This window comes from Actinomadura sp. K4S16 (assembly GCF_008327685.1).
Lineage (GTDB): Bacteria > Actinomycetota > Actinomycetes > Streptosporangiales > Streptosporangiaceae > Spirillospora.
This window is the reverse complement of sequence record NZ_BDDE01000009.1, coordinates 215675-234487: the sequence shown is the minus strand read 5'-3', so window position 1 is coordinate 234487 and position 18813 is coordinate 215675. Positions and strand designations below refer to the sequence as shown.

At 70.4% G+C, this 18813-nt stretch carries 17 protein-coding genes; 4 read left to right on the top strand and 13 right to left on the bottom strand.

All coding sequences use genetic code 11. The features are described 5' to 3' along the window. The first annotated feature begins 18 nt into the window (after nt 1–18). Nucleotides 19–192: a hypothetical protein gene (locus K4S16_RS00830; protein ID WP_200841610.1), complete on the top strand. Its 174-nt coding sequence runs from the start codon at nt 19–21 to the stop codon at nt 190–192. 191 nt (nt 193–383) lie between these two features. Here the strand turns inward: K4S16_RS00830 and K4S16_RS00825 are convergent, their stop codons facing one another. The 9 genes from K4S16_RS00825 to K4S16_RS00785 form a co-directional block, all read right to left on the bottom strand. Next, nucleotides 384–1679 (bottom strand): cytochrome P450, encoded by a 1296-nt coding sequence (locus tag K4S16_RS00825; protein ID WP_235036482.1) that lies wholly within the window; start codon nt 1677–1679, stop codon nt 384–386. A gap of 116 nt (nt 1680–1795) precedes the next feature. Next, nucleotides 1796–2845, bottom strand: a complete 1050-nt coding sequence (locus K4S16_RS00820; RefSeq protein ID WP_149256856.1) for a ketoacyl-ACP synthase III family protein — start codon at nt 2843–2845, stop codon at nt 1796–1798. A gap of 68 nt (nt 2846–2913) precedes the next feature. Next, nucleotides 2914–3933 carry a methyltransferase gene (locus K4S16_RS00815; protein WP_149256855.1) on the bottom strand — a complete coding sequence of 340 codons (1020 nt, stop codon included), beginning with the start codon at nt 3931–3933 and terminating at the stop codon, nt 2914–2916. A 58-nt stretch (nt 3934–3991) separates the two neighbouring features. Further along, nucleotides 3992–5074 (bottom strand): methyltransferase, encoded by a 1083-nt coding sequence (locus K4S16_RS00810; protein ID WP_200841609.1) that lies wholly within the window; start codon nt 5072–5074, stop codon nt 3992–3994. 40 nt (nt 5075–5114) lie between these two features. After that, nucleotides 5115–5387: an acyl carrier protein gene (locus K4S16_RS00805; RefSeq protein ID WP_149256854.1), complete on the bottom strand. Its 273-nt coding sequence runs from the start codon at nt 5385–5387 to the stop codon at nt 5115–5117. Nucleotides 5388–5424: 37 nt separating this feature from the next. Further along, nucleotides 5425–6585 carry a beta-ketoacyl synthase N-terminal-like domain-containing protein gene (locus K4S16_RS00800; protein WP_149256853.1) on the bottom strand — a complete coding sequence of 387 codons (1161 nt, stop codon included), beginning with the start codon at nt 6583–6585 and terminating at the stop codon, nt 5425–5427. Beyond that, the gene (locus K4S16_RS00795; RefSeq protein WP_149256852.1) at nt 6582–7859 is read right to left on the bottom strand and encodes a beta-ketoacyl synthase; all 1278 of its coding nucleotides are present in this window, start codon (nt 7857–7859) and stop codon (nt 6582–6584) included. The genes K4S16_RS00800 and K4S16_RS00795 overlap by 4 nt, the downstream gene beginning before the upstream one ends. A 468-nt stretch (nt 7860–8327) precedes the next feature. Further along, complete coding sequence (locus tag K4S16_RS00790; protein ID WP_149256851.1) at nt 8328–10040, bottom strand: DUF11 domain-containing protein; 1713 nt, start codon at nt 10038–10040, stop codon at nt 8328–8330. Nucleotides 10041–10168: 128 nt separating this feature from the next. After that, nucleotides 10169–11170, bottom strand: a complete 1002-nt coding sequence (locus K4S16_RS00785; RefSeq protein WP_149256850.1) for a hypothetical protein — start codon at nt 11168–11170, stop codon at nt 10169–10171. An 820-nt stretch (nt 11171–11990) separates the two neighbouring features. On the opposite strand from K4S16_RS00785, the gene K4S16_RS00780 reads away from it, so the two are divergent. Genes K4S16_RS00780 through K4S16_RS00770 form a run of 3 tightly spaced genes read left to right on the top strand, consistent with a single transcriptional unit; the run spans nt 11991 to nt 14315 of the window. Continuing rightward, nucleotides 11991–12197, top strand: a complete 207-nt coding sequence (locus tag K4S16_RS00780) for a hypothetical protein (RefSeq protein WP_149256849.1) — start codon at nt 11991–11993, stop codon at nt 12195–12197. 54 nt (nt 12198–12251) lie between these two features. Then, nucleotides 12252–13784: an AarF/ABC1/UbiB kinase family protein gene (locus tag K4S16_RS00775; RefSeq protein WP_149256848.1), complete on the top strand. Its 1533-nt coding sequence runs from the start codon at nt 12252–12254 to the stop codon at nt 13782–13784. A 57-nt stretch (nt 13785–13841) separates the two neighbouring features. Further along, nucleotides 13842–14315: a nuclear transport factor 2 family protein gene (locus K4S16_RS00770; RefSeq protein ID WP_149256847.1), complete on the top strand. Its 474-nt coding sequence runs from the start codon at nt 13842–13844 to the stop codon at nt 14313–14315. 68 nt (nt 14316–14383) lie between these two features. Here K4S16_RS00770 and K4S16_RS00765 read toward each other — a convergent pair whose 3' ends face one another. The 4 genes from K4S16_RS00765 to K4S16_RS00750 all read right to left on the bottom strand — a co-directional run bounded on the left by K4S16_RS00765 (nt 14384) and on the right by K4S16_RS00750 (nt 18759). Beyond that, on the bottom strand, nt 14384–15328 hold the full coding sequence (locus tag K4S16_RS00765) for a D-ribose ABC transporter substrate-binding protein (protein WP_200841608.1): 945 nt from the start codon (nt 15326–15328) through the stop codon (nt 14384–14386). A 97-nt stretch (nt 15329–15425) separates the two neighbouring features. Then, nucleotides 15426–16505: an ABC transporter permease gene (locus K4S16_RS00760; protein ID WP_149256845.1), complete on the bottom strand. Its 1080-nt coding sequence runs from the start codon at nt 16503–16505 to the stop codon at nt 15426–15428. Continuing rightward, nucleotides 16502–18076, bottom strand: coding sequence for a sugar ABC transporter ATP-binding protein (locus tag K4S16_RS00755; protein WP_149256844.1), 1575 nt, complete (start codon nt 18074–18076; stop codon nt 16502–16504). The genes K4S16_RS00760 and K4S16_RS00755 overlap by 4 nt, the downstream gene beginning before the upstream one ends. Further along, on the bottom strand, nt 18073–18759 hold the full coding sequence (locus tag K4S16_RS00750; protein WP_149256843.1) for a DUF2291 family protein: 687 nt from the start codon (nt 18757–18759) through the stop codon (nt 18073–18075). The genes K4S16_RS00755 and K4S16_RS00750 overlap by 4 nt, the downstream gene beginning before the upstream one ends. Nucleotides 18760–18813: the final 54 nt, after the last annotated feature.

Below are 18813 nucleotides of genomic sequence, written 5' to 3'. Positions count from 1 at the left end.
CTACGCGGCCGCGGCCTCGTGAACGCCGACGGCGGGTTCACCGACGCCGGCCGGGAGGTCAAGGAGCGGATCGAGACCCTCACCGACGAACTGGCGGCACCACCGTACGACGTGCTCAGCGCGGACGAACTCGACGAGCTGACTGCGGGACTCGAGCCGATCGCCGCCGCGGCAGGGGGCCACGACGACTGAGCGGGGCAAATGCAGGAGACGCCACCACCCCCGGACCCGCCACTCGTCGTCGTGGTGAACCCGGCCGGCGCCGCGCCGCCAACGCTGACCGGCGGCGTGGTGAGGGTGCGTCCCGCGGTCTACGCCCGGTCGGTCAACGCGGGTTTCTGGCTCGCGGACGCTGAACCGCTCCACGGGTGGAAATTGCCCGCTCAGCGGCGCCGGTCCGGGTGGGTGTCGATGCGGACGGGCAGCGTACTGACGCTGTTGGTGAACAGGGAGCGGGCGTTCCGGAGCTCACTGTCCGGGACGGCGAGCTGCATCTCGGGGTGGCGGCCGAACAGTTCGCACAGCGCGATGCGGGCTTCGAGACGGGCGAGAGGCGCGCCCAGGCAGTAATGGCTTCCGGAACCGAAGGCGACCTGCTGGGTGTTGGTACGGGAGATGTCGAACTTGTCGGCGGTGGGGCCGTGGACGCCGGGGTCGCGGCCGATGCCGGCGTACAGGCTCACCAGGAGCTGCCCGGGCGGGATGCTGGTGCCGCCGATGGCGATCGTGTCGGTGGTGTAGCCGGCCACCAGGTAGTTGATCACACCGTCCCACCGCAGGGTCTCCTCCACGACGGCGCTCCAGCCGGCGGGCGGGAGCGCCCTGGCGCGGGCGAGCTGGTCAGGGTGGGTGAGCAGCGCCCGGACCGCATTGGTGATCAGGTTGAGGGTGGTCTCGTGCCCGGCGACCACCAGGGACCACAGTGTGTCGAGCAGCTCCCGGTGAGGCAGGGTGTCGCCGTCGCCTTCGCGTACGGTGATCAGGCTGCTGGTGAGATCGGTGCCGGGTCGGGTGCGGCGGAGTTCGACCAGTTCGTCCAGCAGCTCCAGGCGGCCATGTTCGAGGGCGGCGGCGTCCTCGGCCGTCTTGCCGTCGGTGTTGAGCAGCATGTCGACCAGAGCCCGGAACCGGGGCCGCATCGGTTCGGGGATGCCGAGCAGGTGGCAGATGACGCCCATGGGGATCGCGTAGGCGTAGTGGGCGCGCAGGTCGACGGCGCCGTCCGGGCCGCGGTGGCCGGGCAGGGCGTCCAGTGCGTTTCGCACGACGCGCGTGATGTCGCCGCCCATCCGCTCCACGCGCCTGGCGGTGAACACCGAGCTGATCATCCGCCGCTGATGCCGGTGTTCGGGGTCATCAAGGAAGAACATGCTGGTCAAGCCGATGAACATGCCGGCCAGCGGCCAGTCGGAGGGGACGAGGCCGTCGCGGTGGGCGGCCCAGTGCCGGTGCGCGACCCGGGACACGGCCGGATGCCGGCCGAGCTGGGCGAGCAGGTCCTGCCGGGTGACCATCCAGGCATGCACGGTGTCGGGCAGGCCGGGCAGCACGGTCCGCACGACCGGGCCGGCGGCGCGCAGCCGGGTCATCTCGACGTGCGGGTCGGCGCCGAGGGGGTCGATGGTGACGATCGGAACCGACGGCTGCCGGTCGTTGATAGAGGCGTCGAGCCGTGTCACGGGCTTCCTCCGGTGTGGTGGGACGGACGGCGCCGGCGCGGGGCCGGAGCCCGACCGGCGATCGGTTGGTCGGGGCGGCGGCGTGCGGGGGCCGCCCGCGGAGCCGCGGGCGGGCTTCACGGCGGTCTCGCCGGGGTGTCGACCCAGGCCGGACGTTCCAGGATGTCGATCACGGCGGCCGACCACGTGAAGCCTGCGCCGACGCTGACGAGCAGGCAGCGGTCCCCGGCGCCGAGCGCGCCGGTCAGCATCAGGTGCTCCAGCCCGGCGATGGGATCTCCGGCGCCGAGGTGCCCGATGCGCCGGCTCCACGGCCAGGTGGTGATCTCCGGCCGGAGGCCTAACCTTCGCAGGTAGCTGCCGTTGAGCCGGTGGAGGCCGAGATGCGGGAGGACGACCCGGTCGATGTCGGTGAGCCGCGCCCCCGCCAGCGCCAGCGCTTCGGTCAGCACCGCCTCCTGCCCCGCGGATACGCGCGCCGCCACCTGCCGCATCCCGGCGCTGGCGAGGAAGTCGCGCTGGCACGCGTCGAGGTCGACGACGGAGCGCGCGCTCAACGGAGCGGGCCCGAAGGAGTCGTCGCCGCGGTGCATGCCCTCCAACTCCGGGTCGCTGACCGTCACGAGGCTCCGCAGCAGGGCGAACCCTCGCCGCCGGGACAGCGCGAGCGCGGTCCCGCCGTCGGCGTAGACGGTGCCCGGGTCGCTCCGCCACCGGTCGAAGGCCGGTGGTCCGAACTTGTCGCCCGTCGTCACGAGCGCGGCTTCGCGGCCGGGAGCGGCGACCAGGAAGGCGCGCGCCAGCTCGACCGCGGCCATGCCTCCGTTGGACGCCTGGCGTATCTCCACCGCCGGGCAGTCGTTACCCACGGCGACGCGTTGGACGTAGGAGGCCGGAGCCCACACGTCGTGGCCCTGGTAGAAGAAGTTCGCATGCAGGATCAAGGCGATGTCCGCACCGTCGTAGCCCGCCCGGCGCAGCGCGATCCGGGCGGCCCGGCCGGCCATCTCCGGCGCCGCCTCCGCGCCGGCCACGGCGACCGACACCATTCCCGTGCGCCGGACGAGCCTCTCGTCGCAGTGGCCGTCGGCGACGGCCCGCGCGACCGGCAGCAGCGGCGGCAGCCAGGTCGCGCAGGCCGTGATGTAGATGTCCGGCTCGCTCACCGAGCACCCTCTCCACGTCCGTAGGGGATTACCGGAACCGCGGTCTGGGCGGGCCCGGGAGGCCCCGCCTAGGCCGCGACGGCCTCGATGATCGAGTACTCCCCGAGCGTCCGTACCGGGAGCACGGCGCCGATCCGCAGTCCCGCGGCGTTGAGGATCTTCTCGAACTCCTGCCGGGTGCGTTCCTTGCCGGTGAGGGTGCTCAACATGACCAGGTCGAGCGCCCAGCCGAAGTGGGGGGTGCCGGGGTCCGGTAGGACGGGGTCGATGATCAGTACGCGGGCGTCGCCCTTCATCGCCGACCGGCAGTTCCGCAGGATGGCGGTGGCCTGCTCGTCCCCCCAGTTGTGGATGATGTGCTTGAGGATGTAGACGTCCCCGCCGACGGGGACGGCGTCGAAGAAGCTTCCCTCCTCAAGGCGCCAGCGCTCGGCCGTCTGCGGCGTCTCGAGGACGTGCTCGCGCAGCGCGCTCCGGTCGTCCTGGAGAACGCCCTTCAGCCGCCGGTTCCGTTCGAGGATCGCGCGCAGAAGCGAGCCCCGTCCCCCGCCGACGTCGACCACGGTGCCGGTGGCGGGGAAGTCGTAGGCGTCGATCACCTTCTCGATCCCCGTCTCGGAGAGCCCGACCATCGACGCGTGGAAGGTCGAGGCGGCCTCGGGGTCGGTGTCCAGCCATTCGAAGAACGGCTTCCCGTACAGCTGCTCGAAGGCGCTGGACCCCTCCCGGACCGCGTCGCCGAGATGCCCGGCCGATCTCCACATGTAGTCCTCGGAGAACATGATCACGGCGCTGCGCAGGGACGGGCTCGCGTCGGAGCGCAGGAGGTCGGCCGCCGGCGTCAGGTGGTACAGGCCCTGGCCGTCCTCCCGGAAGATGCCCTGGGAGGCGAGCATGCGCAGGACCCGGCGCAGCGACGCGGCGTCCATGCCGGTCATGTCGGCCAGCTCGGCGGCTGTGCGCGGCCGGTCCAGGTGGTCGGCGACGCCGGCCCTGGCCGCGACGGCGAGCGCCGCGGTCCGGTAGATCCCGACGGTCTGGTCGAGAATGATCGTCGCGGCGGCAATGCTTTCCTGGGCTGTTGTCATACCGGTCCTCCGTACTCGTCTTCTCGGATCTGCCCTGACTCGTGAGTCGGCCCGCGCCCTACGAGACGGATGTGTCGATGGCGTGCCGCCCCGCCGGCGGACCGCCGGCCGGGGCCTGCCTACGCGCCACGACCAGGCCGTTGCAGGAAGGGGCGTCGAGCGGCCATACTTCCGGCGCCTCGAATCCCGCCTCCCGCAGCCAGGCGCCGTACTCGGCGGCGGTGTAGTTGCGGCCCCGGGTGGTCACGAGCATGTTGAGGCTCATCAGCGCCGCGTCGGCGGGCCCGGCCTTGTCGTCGTCGACGAGGAGCTCGCTGATGATCGCCCGGCCGCCGGGCACCAGCGCCCGGTGGCATGCGCGCAGGAGTCGGCGGCATTCGTCGGACGTCCAGTCGTGCAGGATCATCGAGAGCAGGACGGTGTCGTATCCCGAGGGCAGCTCCTCGACACGGAAGTCCCCGCCGACCGTGCCGATCCTGTCGCTCAGCCCTTCGGCCTCGATCCTGGCCCGGGCGAGCTCGCACACCGGCGGCAGATCGTAGATGGTGATCGTCAGCTGCGGGTTCGCGGCGGCGAGCTCGATGGCCCAGGCCCCGGTCCCGCCGCCGACGTCGAGCAGCGTCCGGGCGCTCGACAGGTCGATCCGCCGGGCGGCCGAGGCCGCCGACTGCCGGGACAGGGAGTGCATCGCGTCCTGGAACTGCGACGTCAGCTCCGGGTCGACGATGTCGAAGGGGGTCTCCTCGTGCCTGCCGGACTGCCAGCCCATGGGGCGGTCGGCGCGTATCGCCTCGGTCAGGTTGGCCCAACCGGGGTAGTTGCGCTGGTCGAGATGGGCGATCCAGCCGCCGAAGTAGTACCTCCCGCCCTTGACCAGGTAAGTCTCGGCGAGCGGGCTGTTGCCGTACCGGCCGCCGGCGACTTCGAGCAGCCCGAGCGAGGCCAGGGCGGTCGCCAGCGTTTCCGCGGGACGTTCCTGCACGTCGAGCCGCCGTGCCAGGGCACTGATCGGTTGTGCGCCCGTCTTGTGCAGGAGGTCGAAGAGCCCGAGCTCCTGCGCGCTGACGATGGCCTTGAACGCCCAGTATCCGGTGCAGATCTCCATCAGGTCCTTGACGGAGCCGGGCGGTGTGGTCTCCACGGTCAATGGTCTCCTCTGGTCAGCGACGTCCCGGCCGAGGTCACCGGGCGGGCGCCGCGATGTGCTGGTTGATCATCTCGGTGGCCCGGGTGATGCTGACGTGGAGCAGTTCGCCGAGCAGGGGGTCGGGGAGCTTGACCTTGTAGCGGAGCTCGATCTGCGACATCAGGTCGGCCATCGCGATCGAGTCGTATCCGAAGTCGGCGAGGCTGCGGTCGCCGGTCGTCGCACTGCCGTCGGACGGCACGGGCGCGCCGTCCGACGGCAGCATGGCGATGAGGTCCTTCTCGTTCAGCCGGACATGCGGGTCCATGGTCGGTGCCCTTTCTAGGCGGACGTTGGAGTACGGGTCAGTCCAGAGCGCTGACCACGAGGGCCGAGTTGTGGCCGCCGTGCCCTCGGGCCAGGACCAGTGCGTTGCTCAGCCGGGTCTCGCGCGGACGGTCGTAGACCATGTCGACGCCCGGCGGCCCCTGCACGCCCCCCGGCCGAGCGGTCGGGGGGACGACCTGGTGACGCAGCGACAGGAGCGCGGTCGCGACGTCGAGGGCGGCTCCGCCCGCCCCCATCTCTCCGGTGAGGGTCTTGGGAGAGGTCACGGGCACCGCGTGGCCGTCGAAGACCTCGGTGACGACCGCCGTCTCGACGTCGTCCAGGCCGGGGCCGGAGCCGCCGGCGAAGACCACGTCGATGTCGGCGGGATCGGCCCCGGCGTCGGCGAGGGCCGCGCGGACCGCGCGTTCCAGCCCCGAGTCGCCCGGCCGCGGCGCCACCGGGTCGAAGGAGGTTCCATAACCCTTGATCTGCCCGTAGGGGGCGGACGGCCGCGGGTTGGCCGTGTCCGGTTCGAGCACGAGAGCGGCGCCGCCCTCCCCGACCGCACTGCTCGTGTCCGGGCTGCGCGCGTCCGCGTCGGCGAGGTACCCGGACGCGACCTCCCGCCCGATCGGATCGAGGAAGGAGTCGAAGCCGCCGGTCATGGCGACGCGGCCGCCCCTGCGGAGGTGGCGGCACGCCTGCGCGACGGCGTCCAGCCCGCCCGCCTGCCCACTCACCAGCGTCCAGGCCGGGCCGTGGGCGTCGTGCCGGATCGACGCCTGGCTGGAGTTGGCGGCGTAGAACCAGGCATAGGACAGGTAGGGCTTGACGTGCCCGGGCCCCAGCGTCCAGAGCTTTCGCAGTTCTTGCCCGACGTAGTCGGTGCCGCCGAAGGCGTTGGCGAACACGGTGCTCCGGCCTTCGGCCGGGACATCGGACAGTTCGAGCTCGGCGTCGGCCAGGGCCCAGTCCGTCCCGGCCAGTGTCATCTGGGTGACCCGGGCGGTCTGGGGCAGCAGATGGGCGGGGATGTGGGCCGCCGGTTCGAAGGGGCTGGTCAGGGCGACCTGCCGTGCGTCGGCGAGTCGGCCGGTGTCGCAGGCCAGAGCCGCTTTCCAGAAGTCGGCGTGGCCGAGACCCGTCGGGCTCAGCACACCGAGGCCAGTGACGACGATCCTCTCCGAGCGCGTCATCGTCGACCTCCGGGGGCGCCCATCAGGATGGCCGTCTGGAGTCCTCCGAACCCGCTCCCGGTGCACAGCGCGATGTCGGTGCGGTGCTCGCGCCCGATCAGGGGCACGTAGTCCAGGTCGCATTTCGGGTCGGGGTCGTACAGGTTGGCCGTGGGCGGGATGAGGTGGTCGCGGATCGCCATGGTGCAGGCGATCAGCTCGATCGCGCCCGCCGCGCCGAGCGAGTGGCCGACCGTCGACTTGATCGAGCTGATCGGGACGGTGAAGGCCCGCGGTCCCAGCGCCTGCTTCAGCGCCGCCGTCTCGTGCTCGTCGTTGTGCCCGGTCGCGGTGCCGTGGGCGTTGACGTAGTCGACCTCGCCCGCCCGCACCCTGGCGATGCGCAGCGCTGCCCGGATCGCTTCGGCCAGGTCGGACCCCCGCGCCTCAAGCCCCGTCATGTGGTGGGCGTTGGCGCGGTGGCCGCAGCCGAGCATCTCGGCCAGGGCCTTCGCACCCCGGTCCCGGGCGCTGCCGGCCTCCTCCAGGACCAGGACGCCCGCGGCCTCGGCCACCACCATGCCGTCGCGGTTGCGGTCGAACGGGCGGCACGCCTCCGCCGGGTCGCCGTCGTGGGCGGAGGTGGCCCGGATGGCGTCCATCGAGGAGACCGCGACCGGCGTCAGGGGCGCCTCGGCGCCTCCGGCGATCACGACGTCGGCCTGCCCGTCCTCGATCAGCTGGACCCCGTGGGAGACCGCGTCCAGCCCGGAGGTGCAGCCGTTGCTCACCACGCGCACCGGTCCGCGCGCCCCCACCTGCTGGGCGACCACCTGTGCGATCACGCTCGGCTCCGCCTCGGACAGCGGCCGTCCCCTGCCGCCGGGGCCCCCGAGGGCCATGGCGAACCGGTTGGTGGTGTTGCACGCGGTCCAGTGGTCGAAGGAGCTGACCCGGCCCAGCGCGCTGCCCATCGAGACCCCGATCCGGTCCCGGGGGATCCGGTCCGGGTCGAGTCCGCTGTGGGCGATCGCCTGCCGCGCCGCGACGTGAGCGAACTGGCCCGCGCGGTCCAGCCGTCGGGCCTCGTCCGGGCCGATGCCGTGCTCCTGCGGATCGAAGTCGCATTCTCCGGCGACTTTGGAACGAAACTCTGTCGGGTCGAAGAAGGTGATCTTTCGAATGGCCGAGTCGCCATGGATGACCAGGTCCCAGAACGGTTTGATGCCGATCCCCGCCGGCGTCACCGCCCCCAGTCCCGTAACGACCACGCGGCGGGGCCGCTCCCCGGTCATGGGAGCCTTCCGAAATGTAGATGACGACGCACGATCTCCCCCACTATCTGGATGAGTCGGCAATCCTGTTGCCGTTGTCGCGCTTGCAACGATGAGCACGCTAGCATCGCGAATAGTTGCTTTGGCGACACAAAATGTTATTGGATTTTTCAGGACATCGTATCTTGTGATGGTTTGAAGCGAATATGGCCGCACAAGTCATGGCGCCCGGTCGACAAAGGGCGCCAGGACTGGAAAATGCAAGGATAAAAGAAAAATGCCCCACGTCAGGCGCGATGCCGCTCCGAATCATGGACGAATTCGCGGACATGCCGGAGTCTGTTCAGTCGGCAACCATCTGTCCGGCCACGTGATACCAGAACTCAGCGCAGGAGCATCGCCGGTTCGGTGGTGTTGCCGGACGAATGTCAGGGCATCCCGGAACGATCCCCGGCCCTGAGGCGCCCTGTGAACGGCCGCGTCACCGCGTCATCGTTCTTCGCGCATTTCGATCAGCTGCCGGCTGAGCGTCTGCACCTGCAAGGCCAGTTCACGCAGGAACCGCCGGTGATGCCTGTCCCGTTTCTTGCTGCCCTTTTTGCCGTGCCACCTGTGGGGCGTGGTGGCAGGGAAAAGCACCGAATGAGTCTGCCCGGGCTGTTCGTGTCGGCCGCATGCGCAGCCGAGTCTGCAAACGCAGGGGACGGGGCCACCGCTCTGCCTGTCAGCCGCGGCGCAGGCGTTTCGTGCATGGGGGCACACCGCGACGCTCGCGGTCGCGGTGCCATGGCCGGTGCGGGCGGGCTCGCCGGGCAGGTCGGCGGTGACGGTGGCGGTACAGGACAGCGCGCCCGGAGCCGTGGCCGTGGTGCGCAACTGAAGCTCAGCGGTGCTGCCCGCGGGCAGGGCCTCGATCGCCAACCGGCCGGTGGCCGGGTCGAAGGACCGCGCTCCTTCGGCTGACACGAGCTCGAGGTCCGCCGGAAGGCGGACGGAGACGACGACGCTGGTGGCCTGGGCGGGCCCAGGGTTGCTCACCGCCAGATGGAAGGTGATGTCCTCGCCCACGGCGGCGTACGGCGGGTCGGCGACGATCGTCACGGTGAGTTCGGCCGCCTCCGCATCGGTCACGGGATCGACGGTCACGTAGATCGTGTTGGAGGTGGAGGTCAGTTGCTCAACGGCGTCGCCGCGGGCGCCCGCGTAGGTGGCGGTGGCCTGATGGGAGAGCGTCCGACCGGCACCGTCGCGCTCCACCTGGACCGTGAACTGGGCGGTGATGCCGTCGGGCGACTCGACGGTGGAGGGCAGTGTGCCGCCCTGGGCGGCGGTGGCGCCCTGCCCCAGCGGCAGGGTGAGCCGCCCGGTGGTCGAGTCGTACCAGCCGTTGCCGCTGTTCTGGCCGGGCCCCTCTTCGAGTCTCAGGGACCCGGGCACGTAGCTGGTTCCGGCGGGGACGGTGCCGCACAGAATGAGGTTCTCGGCGGGGATGCCACCGTGGTTCTTCAGGTTGACGGTGTAGGTGATGGTGCCGCCGACGGCGGCTCCGGACTCCGGTTCGGCGGCGGTGGTCACCACCACGCTGGGCGCGGTGCCGAACACGACGTCGTCCAGGAAGTTCCCCACGGTGGGGTCGCCGGTGGCGGTCCCGCCGGCCTCGAAGGCGAACCGGGTCACCGTCTGTCCCGCCGGGACCTTGTAGGAGTCGGCGTGCGGCACCCATTCGGCGGTGCCGTCGGTGAATGTCCAGGTCTTGTTCGGCTTCCTGCCAGGTCGACCGATCTTCACCGACATCGTGTCGTCGCCCTCGCGGCCGCGGTGCCGCAGGCTCCAGTACAGCGTGGTCCCTGGCGTGGTCTCGAGATCCTGGTACAGCGCGGCGGGCTCGTTGGCGTTGAGCTCGGCGAACTGCTCTCCGTGCGCCGCGGGCACCCCCTTGCGGCTGTGCCAGATCTCGATCACGCGGTCGGAGGCCGTCGTCAGCCAGCCGGGCACGGAGTCCGCGCCGGGCTCGGAGGCATCATGCAGCATCCGGTTTCCACCGGCGATCTTCGGCTCCTCGAAACTGCCGTTGACCAGGGTGACCCGTGGGGGCACGTCCAGCGGCGTGGGGAACTGGGGGGCCGGCGGCTGATCGGCGGGATCGGCGCCGGTCGCGATCCGGGCGGCGACCGCGGCGGTGTCGGCGATGCGAGGGGACATGTGATCCTTCCACGCGAGCGGGGGGCAACGAGAAGCGCGCTCACCCACAGTAATCAATCCTTGGCGGTGTGCAACCGGGGTCTGGGGGCGGGCAAAAGATCGAGCCGTCCGCGAGCGGACGCCGGTCTTTACTGTCCGACCAGCCCCTTTGCACCTTGCGAGTCGCGTTCCTCTACGCGAGCCGGCGTGAGCGAGAGGGAAAGGGAATAGGCACGGCTGGTAAGCGGGACATGGCCGCGCAGTCGGCGGGTCACCGCCAGGATCGCCGCGTCGATGACGGCGGCGGGGGCGTAGAGGTCTGTTCCGTGCCACAACGGCGGGTGGCCCGTCCCGGTCGCGACCAGGCGCTCCAGAGCGGCGGCGCCCCTCGCCAGGAGGTCCTGGGGGACGCGGTGCGGCGCTGCCAGCAGCGTCTGCAGGGCGTGTGCGGTCTCCTCGGCGGTGCCCCTCCAGACTCCCCAGGACCCGTCAGGCCGCTGGGTGCCGCGAACCCACCAGACCGCAGGGGCGACCGCGGAGGAGGCGCTGCGGCGACCGAAGCGGCTCAAGGCCGCTGCGGCGTGGGACGTGGCGCAGTAGGGGGAGGCGTGGCCCGGATCCTCCCAGCGGCCGCTCAGCTGCTGGCGGCCGCACAGCAGGCGTGTGAGCGCGGAGATGGCGGGCGCGTGGCGCCTGATGTGGGCGGGCCGGGCCGCGGCGTGCGCGCCGAACGCCTCGAGCACGTGGGCGTTGGCGACAGGCGACCAGACCGGGTCCCCGGGCCGGCGCTGGAAGTGCGTCGCGGTCTCGAAGGGCCGCAGCACCTCCGCGGGACACCGCTCGCCCAGCTCGCCGAGCTCGGCGAGGGCGTACAGCGCGGTGCTCACGGTCCCGCAGTCTGCGGTCATCCCACCGACCTGTCGTCGCAACCGCTCCCGCAGGCGTGGCGGCACGGCGGTGCCCAGCCCGGCACGGACCAGCGTGCCCGCCAGTTCCGCCTGCTCGCCGGCGACCGCCGGCCCAAGGCCGGGCACGGGGCCGCCGTGCCGGCGTGCCAAGCGGTCGAGCGCGCCCACGCACCGCCCGTCGCGTCCTCCGGCCGGCCGGTGGGCGAGCCACGCCGCGGTCGTGGCGGGCGACGCGCCGGTCATCCAGCGGTCGAGGGCCGCCGGCGGCCACCTCAGGAGCCGGGTCGGCGGAGCCTTCCCGGATATGGCCCGCCGGGAGCGGCGCCCCTCCCGGCGGGACCGACGAAGACACGGTCCCCCGGACCGCGGCGGATGGCCGTCTCCCTAGAGGGACCGGCAGCACGGCATGGCGCTCCAGCGGCCGCGGCACGCTTCCCCGCGAAGCGGGAGGCTCGCATCGGCGCAGCATCCGGTTGATCTCGTCGACCAGGTACGGCACGAGCTGGTCGGCTCCGATCGTGCGCGGCCACGGCCGGCAGCCTCGATCGAGCAGACGCCGCGACGCCGCGAGCCCGCGGTCGGCAGCGGCCGTCAGAAGGTCGGCGGCCTCGGCCCGGCGCTCGGCTCCGATCGGCGAACGGTCCCGAGCACACTCGGCCGCCGCTCTGTCCGCCGCGTTCACCGGACAGGCCACGGGCGCGGCGGCGACCACCTCGTGGCCGCCCCTGCCGAGCGTCCACCAGTTGTACACGGACCTCGCGGCGGCGCCGGCCCGGAACGCCCTATCCAAACCGCCCATGAGCGCCTTTCTGGTCGGACAACAGTGTGTGACCCGTCGCATTGTCCGTAAATAAGAGCTAAAACGCACCATATGAGACGAGGTGAGCTTGTCCAAACGCGATCCTGTTCGAAGTATGCGGGAAGCTCCCGCGGGGGTGTTGACAGTCGGCGGGCTACCCGATGCATACTCGCATCCGACAAGGCTCCCCCGGAAAAAGACGCGTCAATCGGCGATCTCCGCGGATTCGGAGCCGGGGCCCGACCACGTGGGAAAGGTGGCGTCGTGGCAAGAAGATCCGTCTTCGACGACATGATAAGACGCTCCGAAAAGGCCGGCAACCGCCACGCCAAGGCCGTGCGGAAGAGTCTCGGCGTGAAGAAAAAGAAGAAGAGCGGAAAGAAGCGCGCCAAGCGCAACGAGCGGGATATCCGCGAGCTCGCCGGTCAGATCAGCGTGCTCAGCCAGCAGATCGCCGACATGAAGAAGTAGCCGGAGCCGAACACTGTGCCGTCGGCCGATCGCGTCGGCGGGTAGGGAGCACGCGTGCCCGCAGGCAGGGCCAGCCGCACCATCAAGATCGCTTCACGAGCGGCCGCCCACGAGGCGACCCGCAGCCTCCAGGCGCGGCTGGCCCGGTCGCAGGTCTCCGCCGACGGCCTGCGCAGGCAGGAGCGGGCGAGGGCGCTGCGGGCGATGCTGGAGGACCTGGGCCCGATCTACATCAAGCTCGGGCAGATACTGGCGACCAGGCCCGACATCATGCCCCAGTACCTGATGGACGAGTTCGCCAACCTCAACGACCAGGCACGCATCGACCCCTTCCGGGTCTTCGAACCCGTCATCGAAGCCGAACTGGGCGGACACTGGCGCTCCAACTTCCAGGAGATCAACACCGAACGGCCGCTGGGCGCCGCCTCCGTCGCCCAGGTCTACCGCGCCGTCTGGACCGACGGCCGACCCTGCGTGCTGAAAGTGCAGCGCCCCGGAACCTCCGCGGCCATGCTGGGCGACATGGCCGTGCTGCGAAGGATCGCCGGTCTCCTGCACCGGGCGGCCCCGCACATGTGCGAGGTCATCGACGTCAAGTCGATGATGGAAGTGGTGTTCACCGCCATGGAGGCCGAGGTGGACTTCACGCGCGAGGCCCGCAACATGAAGGACGCGCGCAAGGCCGCGCGGCATTTCAAGCAGGTCAAGGTCCCCAAGGTCATCGAGGCGACGCCCCGCGTGCTGGTCCAGACCTTCGTCGATGGCACGCCGATCAACCGGGTGAAGGACGACCAGCTGTCGGACAAGCAGCGCAAGAAGATCGCTTACCAGTTGATGGGATTCATGTTCCGCGGCTACTTCGTCGACCGCGCCTTCCACGCCGACCCCCACCCGGGGAACATCCTCATCGACCAGGACGGGAAGGCGCACGTGATCGACTGGGGGATGTACGGAAAGATCGACAGAAACGCGAGCCTGACCCTGCTCAAGGGCCTGGTCGGGATGGCACGCGGCGACGGGGCGGCCCTGGCGAGAGACTGGATCAAACTGGGCTCGCTCACGCCTTGGAGCAACAGCACCCGTTTCGCCAACGACGTGTCGAACACCATTCCCTACTGGGCGAACGCCTCCCTGGAGGAGTTGAACCTCGGAGTCGCCCTGATGTCGCTTGCCCGCTACTCCACCGAACGCGGAATCCAGGTCAGCCCGCTCGTCTCTCTGATCGGCAAGTCGATGGGGAACATCGAAGGATCAGTGCGTTCCATCTACCCCAAATTGAAGTTCGACAAAGCATTGGGCAAGGTGATGGAGGAAATCGCCCGCGAGCTCCTGGCGGACAGCCTCGGCCCGGAGAACGGGATGCACATGCTCTTGGATTCGATCTACTCGTTCAACAACTCGTCCTCCCAGATGCAGTCCGTCCTCGCCGACATGACGACCGGCCAGCTCGGTATCAACGTCCGGACCAACCAGGCGGACCCGCTCGGCCCGAGGCGGGGGCAGCGCCTGAAGCACCATGTCTCCCTCGGTTCCACGGCCGCCGCGGCCGCGGCCGAAACGGTCGTCCGCCGGACGCTCGGCGGTTGACCGCTCCGCGATCCCCGCGCCCCCGGCTCCGCCCGATCGGAAGGAAGATCCTGCGACATGCCACCAGCGAACCCGCCGACCGGTTCGGCGAGCAGGCTCCAATGGCTGGTCGACCGGGCGGCGATCGGCGACCTGCTCATCGACTTCGCCCGCGCGCTCGACGACCGGGACTGGCAGGGCTACGCGGCCGACTTCACCGAGGACGGCGTGCTCACCGTCTCACCGCTCATCGCCCAGAGCATCACCCACCGCGGACGCGAGGGCATGGCCGAGTTCGTCGCGGCCAACCTCGGCCGATACGCCGGCACCCACCACCTCAGCACCAACCACGCGATCACATTGGACGGGGATACGGCCGAAGCGCGGTCCTGCTTCTTCGCCGCGCACCTGCTCGACGCGAACGACCCGCGACGACACGCCGATGGGGCCGGATGGCACCAGTGGAAGCTCCGCCGCACCCCCGAAGGCTGGCGCATCGCCCACTTCACCCTGGAGATCCGCTACTTCTCCGGCGAACACCTCCTGCTCTAGCCTGGGACGAGCGGAAGCCGGGTCCAGGACCTTCCCGGACCCGGCTTCCACCGACGTTCAGTGCCGGGTCATGAGCCGAGGGAGAAGTTGCTGACCTTGGCGGCGTTGTCCTTGTTGACCAGGACGCAGTCGACGGACTGCTTCTCCGGCTGGCCGGTCGAGCCGGTCTTGATGTACTTGTCGGCCTGGTCGACGGCCATCTGGGAGATCTTCGCGGCGGGCTGCAGGACGGTGGCCCGCACGCCGCCCTTGAGGACGGACGAGACCACGTCGGGGCTGCCGTCGAAGCCGGTGACGATCACGTCGGTCTTCTTGGCGGCCTGCAGGGCGGCCCAGGCGCCCAGCGCCATCGTGTCGTTGCCCGCGATGATGCCCTTGACCTTGGGGTGGGCCTGCAGCATGGTCTGGACCTTCTGCAGCGCCTCGGTCTGGTCCCAGTTGGCGCTCTGCTGGGCGACCATCTTCATCTTGGGGAACTGGTCCAGGACGGAGTGGTAGCCCTTGGAGCGGACGCCGGCGTTGGTGTCGGTCTCCTTGCCGGTGAGCTCGAAGTACTCGCCGGACTGGTCCATCGCCTTGGCGAACTCCTGCCCGCCGAGCGTGGCGCCCTGGGAGTTGTTGGAGACGATCTGTGCCTTCGCGATGCCGGTCTGGTTGATCTCGCGGTCGATCAGGAAGCTGGGGATGCCCGCCTTCGCGGCCTTCTGCAGGGCGGTGACGGTGGAGTCGGCGCCCGCGTTGTCGAGGATGATGGCCGCCGCCTTCCGGGAGATGGCGGTGTCGATCTCCTGGCTCTGCTTGGTCGGGTCGTCGTCGTGGCTGAGGACGAGCGTGGTGTAGCCGAGCTTCTTGGCCTCGGCGTCGGCCGCCTGCTGCTCGGCCTTGAAGAACACGTTGTCGGGCGAGGGCGTGATGATCACGATCAGCTTGGACCCGCCGTCCTTGCCCGCGGCGGGCTTGGAGTCGTCGCCGCATGCGGTGAGGCTCATCGCGGCGATGGTCACGGCGGTCACTCCGGCAAGGGAACGGCTGATGAAGCGGTGCATCGTGGACGTCCTTTCGGGCCGTACGGCTCCAGGGGTGGTTTGGAAAGGTCGTGCGGAAAGGCTGTTAGGCGGCCATGCGCGCCTTGACGCGCTCCTGGGTCTGCTCCAGGACGACGGCGAGCACGATGACGGTGCCCTTGACGACGAGCTGCCAGAAGGTCGAGACGCCGACCAGGACGAGCCCGTCGCTCAGGAAGCCGATGACGAAGGCGCCGACGATCGTGCCGACGATGGTGCCCTTGCCGCCCGACAGCGAGGTGCCGCCGAGGACGGCCGCCGCGATGGCGTTGAGCTCGTAGGTCGTCGCCGTGTCGGGGTAGGCGGCGCCGAGTTCGGAGGTGAGGATGAGCCCGGCGAGCGCTGCGCACGCGCCGGAGATGACGTAGACGGCGAGCTTGACGCGGGCGGTGCGGATGCCGGCCAGTTCGGCGGCGCGCTCGTTGCCTCCGACGGCGTAGACGCGGCGGCCGAACGGCGTGCGGGTGGTGAGGAGGATCGCCAGCGCCGCCACCACGACCATGATCCAGATGGCGACGGGGACTCCGAGCAGGCTCTGGCCGCCCATGACGTCGAAGCCGGTGTTGTGCCGCGCGGGCGTCCCGGCGAGGTTGGGGAAGGTGCCGCCGTTGCTGCGCAGGTCGGCCAGCCCGCGCGCGGCGTACAGGACGCCGAGGGTGGCGATGAACGGGGCGACGTTGAGTCTGGTGACCAGCAGGCCGTTGACGGCCCCGACGGCGGCTCCGACGAGGATCCCGATCGCGACGACCATGACGGTGGAGAACCAGACCGTGTCGCCGCCGGGCAGCTTCAGGCCCTCGTAGAGCAGTCCCCCGGAGATCATTCCGGCGAGGCCGGCGATGGATCCGACCGACAGGTCGATGCCGCCGGTGAGGATGACGAAGGTGACGCCGATGGCCAGCAGCGCGGTGATGGACACGTGCTTGCTCATCAGCAGCAGGTTGCTCGTGGTCAGGTAGTCGCGGGAGATCAGACTGAACATGATCACGAGGGCGACCAGGACGATGAGCGTCCTGCCCTGCAGGAGGGCCAGCGCCAGCCGGGTCCCGCGGCCTCCCCCGCCGGCCGGGGCGCCCGGCCCGGCGGCCACGCTGCCCTGGACGTCGCTTCCGGTGCTGGTGCTCATGGGCTCACCTTCATGACGGTCGTTGATGCGGACGCGTTGACGAGGCGTTCCTCGGTCGCCTCGGCGCGCGGCAGGTCGGCGGTGATGCGCCCGCGTGCCATGACGAGGATCCGGTCGGACATGCCCATCACCTCCGCCAGTTCCGAGCTGACGAACAGGACGCCGAGCCCCTGGTCCGCCAGGTCGCTCATGACGCGGAAGATCTCGGTCTTGGCGCCGATGTCGATGCCGCGGGTCGGCTCGTCCAGCAGCAGGACCTTGGGGCCCGTCCGCAGCGCGCGGCCGAGGACCACCTTCTGCTGGTTGCCGCCGCTGAGCTGGGTGACCTGGGCGTCGACTCCCGGCACCTTGATCTGCAGGTCCGCGACCTGTCCGGCGGCCGCACGGCGTTCGCGCACCGGCGACAGCAGGCGGTATCTGGTGAGCGTCCTCAATGTGGAGAGCAGGAGGTTCGCGCGGACCGACAGCGCCTGGACGAGCCCGTCGCGCTGGCGGTCCTCGGGGACGAGCGCCAGGCCCAGCGCCAGCCGGCCCGGGACGCGCCTGTCGTCGGCCCGCCGCCCGGCCACGCTGATCGTCCCGGTGTGGTGCCGCAGGCCGATCAGGGCTTCCATCAACTCGGTGCGCCCCGCCCCCATGAGCCCGTAGATCCCGACGATCTCCCCGGCCCGGACGTGGAAGCCCACGTCGTCGACCGGCGGCGCGGGCTTGCCGGGCACCGTGAGGTGCTCGACGTCGAGCAGCACGTCCCCGGTCTGGCCTGCTGAGCGGGTGAAAAGGCTGTCCTGCGAGCGGCCGACCATCTGCTGGACGATCCAGCCCGTGTCGGTCCGGCTCATGGGCGCCTCGGCCACCAACGCCCCTTCGCGCAGCACGGTGACGTGGTCGCCGATCCGGCGGAACTCCTCCAGCTTGTGGGAGATGTAGATGACGGTGACGTTCTGCGCCCGCAGGTCGTCCATCACCTCGAACAGCACGTCGACCTCGGCGTTGCTCAGCGCGGAGGTCGGCTCGTCCATGATGAGGATCCGCACGTCCTGGGACAGCACCCGCGCGATCTCGACGAGTTGCTGCGTGCCGATCGGCAGGTCCCCGACCTGGGTGTCGGGGTCGATGTCCTGCCGCAGCCGCTTGAGTGCGGCCTTGGCCTGGCGGCGCTGCTCGGCGACGCCCGTCAGGTGCGCACGGTTGTGGAGTTCACGCCCGGCGAAGATGTTGTCGGTGATGCTGAGGTTGGGGAACAGGCTGAGTTCCTGGTGGATGATCCCGATCCCGTGCTCGAGCGCGGCGCGGGGCGTGGGGAACTCCACCGCCTCACCGTCGAGCAGGATCCGGCCGCCGGTCGGCTGCTCCGCCCCGCTGAGGATCTTCATCAGCGTCGACTTGCCCGCGCCGTTCTCCCCTACCAGGACGTTCACCGCCCCGGTACGGGCCCGGAAGGTGACGCCGCGCAGCGCTTGCACGCCGCCGTAGCTCTTGGTGATGTCCTCGGCCACCAGGACCGGTGGTGCGGCAGCCGGGTCGTCCGGGTCCTTCGGCCGGGCTTCGGCCGGAGGGGTCGGCTCCGTCACGGGGCCACCTCCAGCGTGATGGGGGTGATCATGACGCTGGAGGGGGCCACGAGTTGGAACGCACCCGTGAAGGTGACCTTCTTGCCCTTGGCCGAGGCCGGATCCAAGTCGCGGACGACGGTCGTCTTGACCTTGTTGTTGAGCGCGGCGGCCGCGTCGGCGTAGTCGATCTGGTTGTTGAACTGGCCGAAGCCGATGAAGCCGACGGCGTCGCGGACGGCGGTGCCCACGAAGGCGGGGCCGATCGCGAGGTTCACGTCGGTCTTCCCGGCGCCCGGGATGTCGAGTCGCATGCTGCCCACGGCGTTGCCGCTGGTCACGTCCTTGACCGTGCCGGTTCCCCTGACCAGGAACGAGTAGGGCGAACCGGCGCCGGCCTGCTTGCCGTACCGGGCGCTGGCCCCCTTCTGGTCAGCGCGCAGGGCGGGCAGCAGGGTCGCGGCGTCCTGGGCGTCCTTCTGCGCGGTCGGCACGACCTTCGAGGCCCAGACCTGCTCGGCGAATGCGGTCGCGTTGAACTTCTCGCCGCCGCCCGGGCCGGAACTCGCATGGCCTGCCTTCTCGACCACGTAGACGCCGGGGACGCCTGAGCAGCCGGCCAGCGAGAGGGCGAGCAGGACGGCCCCGGGAACCAGCAGCCCGCGGGCTCGTCTCCCGTGCCGGGCACTCGCTGCGTGAGCCATGGCACCACCTCGACGTTGAATTTATATTCATGAACTGTTGTCTATGCGGCAAGC